Below are 8,336 nucleotides of genomic sequence, written 5' to 3'. Positions count from 1 at the left end.
ACGTTACCGCAAAAAAATAGAAGAGCTAGAAAGCTTCGAGTTTCAGATTAAATTGATTTCAGAGTTACCCTCCGATGAGGAAAGCTTTAGTGATGCTTTGCTGAATATGGCTGACTTTGAAAGTGAGTGGAAAGGCCTAGAAGATGCGTGGAAACAGGGTGATGCAGATCTCATGTACGAGCTGGCCATCGGTGAAGGTATGCGTGATTTTCCGAGTTTGGAGAATTACTACGAGGTGCTGTTTTTTAAGCGCAACGTGCAGATGGCTGAGAAACTAGAGCAGTGCTTTAGCGATCGCGTATGCTTTATGGTCGTTGGTGCCGGACATCTTGTTGGCCCCTCGGGCGTGGTAGACCTTCTTCAAAAGAAAGGTTATCAACTCAAGCAGTTGTAAGCGCCCTTGGATGACGAAGATCCCACCAGACTCAGGCGGCTTTACTCATGTCGCTTTTGAAAATGATGCTTAAGTTTCGGCCATGTTCTTTGGCTTGATAGAGAGCTTGGTCAGCGCGCTCATAGAGCTGCCACTTGGTCAGAATGTCTGGTTCTGCGTCGGCAATACCAAATGATGCACTGACCTGAATTTTTTCGCCCTGCCAATCAATCTCCATGTCCTTGATTGCCCTTCTGATTCGTTCAGCTAACTGAAATGCGGCGTCTGCTTTTGAATTGCAGACGATGATACAGAGCTCTTCTCCGCCCACGCGGGCCGCAATTTCACCGGTACGCAGATTGCTCTGCACCGCGTTTGCTACTTGTTTCAAAACAATGTCGCCCGCTTGATGGCCCCATGTATCGTTTACATATTTGAAATGATCCAAATCGACTTGCACCAACGACATGGGTGTTCCATAACGCTGAAAGCGTTCAAATTCCTGATCTAGGCGGTTTTGAAAGTATCGCTTATTGTACAAGCCAGTTAAGCTATCACTTAACGCAAGGTCGGTCATGGTTTGCTCTCGTTTGCCAATCATGAAGCCAATAGAGGCAAACATGATTCCGCCTATCACCGTAATATAGGCGTACAGAAGAACGTCAAAGGCTTCTTCCGAGAAAGGGCTTCTGCCAGCCAGCCATTGAATAAGTATCCAGCCAGATGGCAGGACAATGGCTAAAGAGAAGCCGTAAAGAGCTCTGAGCGCAGGCAGGGAGAGGCTGCGCGTAATAAAGTTATTCGCGAACCGAATGGAACTGTTTTGAATGATCGTCATAGTTCGGCCATCGTAAGTGCAACATTCGTATTTTTATCTGACTTTGCCGGCAGTTATCACAAGCGGATATCCAAATTATTATTTTGCGCTTATTCCTTTGGGTTGTATATAGAACAGATATTAACCAGTCGCCACTTATTTATTGCATGGTGCTCTTGCATGCTTTTTAATCATTAGATCAATTTCTCTCAGACAAAGAACGTATCTATGAATTTGAAGCGCTTTTTTCCTCTTATAGTCTTGTTTTTCTCTGGTTTGGTTTATGCCGAACAGGCACATCTGATTATGGCAACCGGCGGTGTAACGGGTGTTTATTACCCTGCGGGTGGTGCGATATGTCAGATGATGAATCAGGGCGTAAAACAGCATGGCGTCCGCTGTTTTGTTGAGAGTAGCCGCGGTTCCTTGGAAAACATAAAGCGGTTGCGCGCTCAGGAGATTGATCTTGCGATTGTGCAGAGTGATTGGTTTATGCATGCCCGAAGAGGCTCGGCTCAATTCAAAGATTACGGGGCATTTGATGGCTTGCGTAAAGTGGTCAATTTGTACAGTGAGCCTTTTACCATAGTGGCGCGAAAGGATTCGAACGTAGAGAAGCTTGAAGACCTCAAAGGCAAGCGTATTAATATTGGTAATCCAGGCTCTGGCCAGCGGGCGACAATGGAGTGGTTGATGGGGGTCATGGGGTGGTGGAAGTCCGATTTCTCTGAGGTCTATGAATTGGACTCCGACGATCAAGCGCAAGCATTGTGTGATGACAGGTTTGATGCGATGGTCTTTGTGGCTGGCTCGCCAAATAGCTCGGTGAAGCTCGCCACAACGGATTGTGAAAGCGTGATTGTGCCAGCCGCCTCCGCAAAGCTTGAAGAGTTGATTTCGCGCTCAGAGGTCTATGTCAAAACAGTCATTCCCGGTGGAATGTATCGCGGCAATCCAAAGGATATTGAAACCTTTGGTGTTTATGCAAATCTCGTCTCTAGCGAGGATGTAGATGAGGGTATGATCTACGCGCTTACGCAGTCTATCTTCGAAGACTTTAATGTCTTCAGAGACTTGCATCCAGCGCTTAAGTTATTGAGTCGTGAAGAGATGCTGCGCTCAGATAAAGTGTCTGCGTGGCATGCAGGAGCACAGTCCTATTTTGAAACGGCGGGAATGCCAAAACCCTAGATGCGCAGAGAAAGCACCACAGTAAAAAGACGGGCAAAGTGCCCGGCTTCTTATGTTGATGCGACTTTTGGAGAAAGTCTACTTTTCAGCTAGCGAGATAACAAAGAGATGTCGGCTGCTTGCAAGAACAGGTTACGCAATTGCTCCAGCAGGGCGATACGGTTATTGCGCACGGCTTCATCGTCTGCCATCACCATCACGTTGTCGAAGAATGCATCAACTGCGCTTTGCAGTTCAGCGAGTGCATTCAATGCTTGCGCGTAGTCACCAGCTGCAAACATGGGTGCTACTTTCGATTGCAACGCGCTTAACTGTTTCGCTAGCGCCTGTTCCGCTGGTTCGCTTAGCAATGCTTCATTAAGCCCGCCGCCATTCTCAGTTTTGTTTTTCGCGAGTATGTTTGATACGCGTTTATTCGCCGCTGCAAGCGCTTCAGCTTGTGGTAATGCATTAAAGGCCGCAACTGCGCGAATGCGCTTGTCAAAGTCGACAGGCTTGGTCGGCTTGCGAGCATGCACAGCGAGGAACACCTCGGCGGAAATGCCTTCATCGTCGAACCAAGCTCTGAATCGATCTAGTAAATAATCGAGTAGCTGAGCTTCAAGATCATTGTTTTCCAGAGCGGAGTGTTCTTCTATTGCCCACGAAATTAGATCTCGAAGATCTACATCCAATTGTTTTTCAACAATGATGCGCAAAACGCCTAGTGCGGCGCGACGCAGTGCAAAAGGATCTTTTGTGCCTGTTGGCGGTTGATTTATGCCAAATAAACCGACCAATGAGTCGAGCTTTTCTGCGATGGCAAGCGCACAACCCGTTAGTGTGCTTGGCAGCTCACCGCCAGCTTGCTTTGGCATGTACTGTTCATTTAATGCCAGTGCAACGTCTTCCGCTTCGCCATCATGCAAAGCATAGTGATAGGCCATGATGCCTTGAAGGTCTGTGAACTCCAGAACCATTTCGCTGACCAAATCAGACTTTGCGAGCTGACCAGCACGAAGAGCCTTGTTTTCATCGCTGCCAATGACCTTGGCGATGCGTTGAGATAACTTTGAAACACGTTCTGTTTTATCGAACACAGTACCAAGCTTGGTTTGGAAGACTATGTTCTTAAGCGCGTCGCGTTTGGATTCAAGGGTTGTTTTCTTGTCTGTTTCAAAAAAGAAGGCGGCGTCAGACAAACGTGGCCGGATTACGCGTTCATTGCCGCGGATGACCTGTTCAGGGTCTTTGCTTTCGATGTTTGAAACGGTAATAAAGTGCGGCATGATTTTTTGATCATCACCGAGTACGTGGAAGTACTTTTGGTGTTCGGCCATTGATGAAATCAATGCTTCCGCAGGCACGCTCAAAAACGCATGATCAAAATTTCCGAGCAGTGGTGTTGGCCACTCGTTGAGCGAGTTGACTTCATCGAGCAGGTCTTCATCGATGATCGCAAGGCCATTGACCGTTTTTGCGATTTGCTCTACACCTGACTTAATGATGGCTTTTCGCGCTTCATAATCGGCAATGACTTTGCCTTGGTCACGCAATGTACCTTCGTATGCCGATGGTTCGCTGATCTCAATTTCACCGCTGCTCATAAACCGGTGGCCGCGCGTGGTATTGCTATGCTGGATGCCCAAAGTTTCTCCGGGAATGACGTCCCCACCCAGAAGCATAAGTACCCACTGCACTGGACGCACGAACTCTTCTTTTTGAGCACCCCAGCGCATTCGCTTTGGAATCGGTAATTTGGCGAGTGACTGGGCAACAATGTCACCAATTAACTCTGACGTCACTTTTCCTGCCTCGATACTTCGGTAGACAAGCCAGGCGCCTTTTGGTGTTTCCATTTCCTCAAGGTCGCTTGGATCAATGCCTAGCGAGCCGGTAAATCCTAGTAGCGCGCGCGTTGCTTGACCCTCATCATCAAATGCGGCCTTCTTTGATGGACCGCGCTTTTCAATCTCTTTGTCTGCTTGTTGAAGAGCTAGTCCGGATATTTGAAGGGCGAGGCGGCGTGGTGCAGCAAAACTTTTGCTGTCTCCGTAGGTGATTCCGGCATCATCAAGGCCATCAAGAATACCCTTGCTGAATGCGGCTGAGAGTTTCTTTAATGCTTTCGGCGGGAGCTCTTCGGTGCCAAGTTCAACGAGAAAATCTTTGTGAGACACGATTACTTGCTCCCTTTGTCTGTTGCGGCTTCGACTTTTGCTATCACTTCGTCACGTAATTCTGCTGGGGCGAGAGGAAAGCCGAGTTTCATGCGAGTATCAAAATACGCCTGCGCGACGGCGCGGGCTAGGCTGCGTACGCGAAGAATAAAGCGTTGGCGCTCGGTGACCGAAATAGCGTGTCGTGCATCTAGCATATTGAACGTATGTGATGCTTTCAGAACCAGTTCATAGGCTGGCAATGGAAGACCTAATCCGATGAGTCTCTCGCTTTCTGATTCGTAGGTATCAAAGTTTCTGAACAGTGAATCAACATCAGCATGCTCAAAGTTGTAAGTCGACATTTCAACTTCGTTTTGATGGAAAACATCACCGTATGTTACGTCGCCGTCTGGCCCGTGGGTCCAGATTAAGTCATAGACGCTGTCGACGCCCTGAAGGTACATTGCGATACGCTCAAGGCCATAGGTGATTTCTCCAGTGACTGGATAGCACTCTAGGCCACCGACTTGCTGAAAGTAGGTAAACTGAGTGACTTCCATGCCGTTTAGCCAAACCTCCCAGCCCAGGCCCCATGCGCCTAATGTCGGTGACTCCCAGTTATCTTCAACGAAGCGAATGTCATGCACCATGGTATCAATGCCCATCGCTTTCAGTGACTCTAGGTAGAGATCCTGAATGTTCAGCGGGGAGGGTTTCATTACCACCTGGAATTGGTAGTAGTGTTGCAGGCGGTTGGGGTTTTCTCCATAACGACCATCTGTGGGGCGTCGGCTTGGTTGCACGTAAGCGGCATTCCAAGTCTCTGGCCCAATAGAGCGTAAAAATGTCGCAGGGTGGAAGGTGCCGGCACCGACTTCCATATCGAGAGGCTGAAGTACGACACAGCCCTTACTCGCCCAAAAATTTTGAAGAGCTAGGATTAGCCCCTGGAAGGTTTTTACATCTGGATTGGATTGTTCAGCCACAACTCGACCACCCGTAGTTATTTCTTTATGTTTGGATTTCACTATTCTCGCGAAAATTCGCTACAAAACGCGAGAAAAAGGAGCGGCATTATACACCATCGGTATCGCCGCTCGTGCACTTATTGCTTGATATATTTCAAAATTTCAACCACTTGCTCTGGCGTTTCTGCGACAGCGTGCGCAGCGCCGTCGACTTCTTTGAGTGGGTGGGTAATCTCAGGATCATGGATAACAACAATCGGTTTGCCTTTGCCAATTGCTATGCCAGCCTCAAATGCCGCATTCCATTGCTTGTATTTTGGACCAAAACGGACGACCGTTAGATCTGCTTTTTCGATCATCACGCTGGTTCTAAGGGCGTTAATTTTGGCCGCTTTATGGTCTTTCCAAAAGTTGTTGTCTTCTTCCCCGAGGATACGCACGCCCACTTCGTCACTTGCTTCATGGTTCGTCACTGGCGCAAAGATCTCAATATCGAGACCTGCTTCTTCAATTCCTGACGCGATGCGCTCACGCCAGTCTGTGTGTATTTCACCCGAAAGATAGATGCTGTATTTCATATTAGGTTTAAGTCCCTAGTTTTAATTGATTAAACTGTGCTCAAAGTAGGCGGATTCTAATTAACAGCCTAAAGGATGCAAGCCAAATATGCTTGCAAGAGTGCTGAAAGAAACAAGTGGAGGTTGAAATGCCGATATATGATCACAAATACGGCGGTCTGGATTACTTCAGGGTTTACCGATCCTGGGCGGGAAAAGAGTATCAGGAATACGTGCGCATTGGCGACAATCGAGAAGCCGCTCGTAGAGAAGCAGAGGAAATAGAAAAACGTTTGGACTCTGAGTATGAGATCTATCAGCGAGAGCAGGCTTCATTGCCGGGCTTTCATGTTCGCAGTGATGGATCGATCCGTGGTTTGCGGAGAGTGACAGTGGCTCGAGATTCTCGGGCTCCCGTTGATGTTCTAGAGTTGCGGATTAACGTGCCTTGGCAAAAGGGCGTGAAGAGGACGACGATTTCGATCGCAACACATGGTTTTGAGGAAGCCTTTTCTCAGGCGATCAATAAAATTCGTGAGTGGTATGGTCTAGAAGAATCAAATCCCGCTGTAAAAGCGATGCGTGCATGCGATGCGTTTTATGCTCAGGGCGACGAAATCGGTGCGATCAAAAGCGTTACGCACAAAGCGAAGCATGAGCTTGATAATCTCGCTCAGGGGGTTTTTAAAGGTCTTCGTAAATTGGGTATATCGGGCGTTGCATGAAACGTTTGCGAACTCTGGCGCTAGGTGCGCCAGAACGCAGGCGTAAACAACACAAGTAACGTAAAGATTTCTAGTCGTCCCATCAGCATTGCGACACATAAGACCCACTTGGAGAAAGTGGGTAGATCTCCATAGTGCAGGGCTACGTCTCCAAGACCAGGCCCCAAGTTGTTGATGCACGCGCCAACTGCCGACCAAGCAGTGACTTGATCAAGTCCGCTAGCTAGAAGTAAGAGCAGCAAGATTACAAATACAAAAAGATAGAGAGAGAAAAAGCCCCATACGGCTTCGACTACCCGGTCGGCCACAGGTTTTTTGCCTACCTTGATTGGAATGACTGCGTTTGGATGAATGAGGCGCTTTGCTTCGCGCATGCCTTGTTTCAGGATGAGAAGGATGCGAATTGCTTTCATGCCACCACCGGTGGATCCCGCGCAGCCTCCGACAAAGGCGACCACGAAGAGTAAAAATGGCAGTACAAAAGGCCAGTTTGCGAAATCGGCCGTAGAAAAGCCGGTTGTTGTGGCGATCGAGACGACCTCAAATAAGCCTTTTACAAAAGCTGTTGAAGGCTCGTAGGACTTGGTGTAAACCAGCGTCGTGATGGTGATAATGCTGACGAAAAGCATCAAGCCTGCGTAAAACTTGAATTCCGCATCTCGCCAGTAAACATTCGGACTGTTGGCGCGCCAGGCAGCAAAATGTAGCGCAAAGTTAACGCCCGAAATAAACATAAAGAAGATGGCGATTAGCTCAATGCTGACGCTGTCAAAGTAGCCGATACTTAGATCATGAGTTGAGTAGCCACCAATCGCGATAGTAGAAAAACTATGCGCGATAGCATCAAATACATCCATTCCTGCGCCCCAGTACGCGACGGCGCAGAGTACGGTTAGCCCCAAATATATGTACCAGAGCGCTTTCGCTGTCTCGGTGATTCGAGGTGTTAACTTACTGTCTTTTACTGGGCCGGGAGCCTCCGCGCGATAGAGCTGCATGCCACCAACACCGAGCATGGGTAGGACTGCAACTGCGAGCACGATCAGACCCATTCCGCCAAACCATTGAAGCTGCTGTCGATACCAGAGAATTGACTTCGGGAGATCATCCAGCCCCGTAATGACGGTTGCGCCTGTTGTGGTTAACCCTGAAAGAGATTCGAAATAGGCGTCTGTATAGGAAAGGTTTGGAGAGTCAGACAAATATAAAGGAATTGATCCGCTGAGACTTAGTACGATCCAGAACATGACAGTGACTAAAAAACCGTCTCGAACACGTAGCTCTCTTCGATATCCACGACAAGGAAGCCAGACCAGAAAGCCAAGACCAAGCGTGATAGAAAATGCCTCAACGAAAGCGAACAGCTGGCCGTCTCCATACAATTGGGAGACGATAATAGGAGGGATCATTGTAAAGCTGAAAAGCATCAACAATACGCCGAGCATCCTGCCTATGGTAAGAAATTGCATGCGTCTGCCTATGACTCTAGAAAAATGTTAAACCAACCTGGAATAGTTTTTCGACCTCACGCACTTTGCCTTTGTCGACCAGGAACAAAATGACA

Annotated in this window: 8 protein-coding genes; 3 read left to right on the top strand and 5 right to left on the bottom strand. The window is 48.2% G+C overall.

Annotation, left to right across the window (positions count from 1 at the left end):
- Positions 1-394: TraB/GumN family protein (locus A3751_RS09375; protein ID WP_197466253.1), on the top strand; the 394-nt coding region annotated here is incomplete at its 5' end.
- Between the two features lie 31 nt (positions 395-425).
- On the opposite strand, the gene A3751_RS09370 is transcribed toward A3751_RS09375, so the two are convergent.
- Positions 426-1,211 (bottom strand): GGDEF domain-containing protein, encoded by a 786-nt coding sequence (locus A3751_RS09370; protein ID WP_082863148.1) that lies wholly within the window; start codon positions 1,209-1,211, stop codon positions 426-428.
- Positions 1,212-1,418: 207 nt separating this feature from the next.
- On the opposite strand from A3751_RS09370, the gene A3751_RS09365 reads away from it, so the two are divergent.
- Complete coding sequence (locus A3751_RS09365) at positions 1,419-2,381, top strand: TAXI family TRAP transporter solute-binding subunit (protein ID WP_068454861.1); 963 nt, start codon at positions 1,419-1,421, stop codon at positions 2,379-2,381.
- Between the two features lie 89 nt (positions 2,382-2,470).
- Here A3751_RS09365 and glyS read toward each other — a convergent pair whose 3' ends face one another.
- From glyS to A3751_RS09350, 3 genes are all read right to left on the bottom strand, one after another.
- Positions 2,471-4,540: a glycine--tRNA ligase subunit beta gene (gene glyS, locus A3751_RS09360; RefSeq protein ID WP_068454858.1), complete on the bottom strand. Its 2,070-nt coding sequence runs from the start codon at positions 4,538-4,540 to the stop codon at positions 2,471-2,473.
- Positions 4,541-4,542: 2 nt separating this feature from the next.
- Positions 4,543-5,508, bottom strand: a complete 966-nt coding sequence (glyQ, locus tag A3751_RS09355; RefSeq protein WP_082863149.1) for a glycine--tRNA ligase subunit alpha — start codon at positions 5,506-5,508, stop codon at positions 4,543-4,545.
- 119 nt (positions 5,509-5,627) lie between these two features.
- Positions 5,628-6,068, bottom strand: coding sequence for a YtoQ family protein (locus tag A3751_RS09350; RefSeq protein WP_068454855.1), 441 nt, complete (start codon positions 6,066-6,068; stop codon positions 5,628-5,630).
- Positions 6,069-6,196: 128 nt separating this feature from the next.
- Between A3751_RS09350 and A3751_RS09345 the strand changes: the two genes are divergently transcribed.
- Complete coding sequence (locus tag A3751_RS09345; protein WP_156492354.1) at positions 6,197-6,772, top strand: hypothetical protein; 576 nt, start codon at positions 6,197-6,199, stop codon at positions 6,770-6,772.
- A 20-nt stretch (positions 6,773-6,792) separates the two neighbouring features.
- Here A3751_RS09345 and A3751_RS09340 read toward each other — a convergent pair whose 3' ends face one another.
- Positions 6,793-8,241, bottom strand: coding sequence for a TrkH family potassium uptake protein (locus A3751_RS09340; RefSeq protein WP_068454849.1), 1,449 nt, complete (start codon positions 8,239-8,241; stop codon positions 6,793-6,795).
- Between the last annotated feature and the right edge of the window lie 95 nt (positions 8,242-8,336).

Source organism: Oleiphilus sp. HI0080 (genome assembly GCF_001635135.1).
Note: the sequence above shows the minus strand (reverse complement) of the source record. Positions and strands in the feature narration are given on the sequence as shown.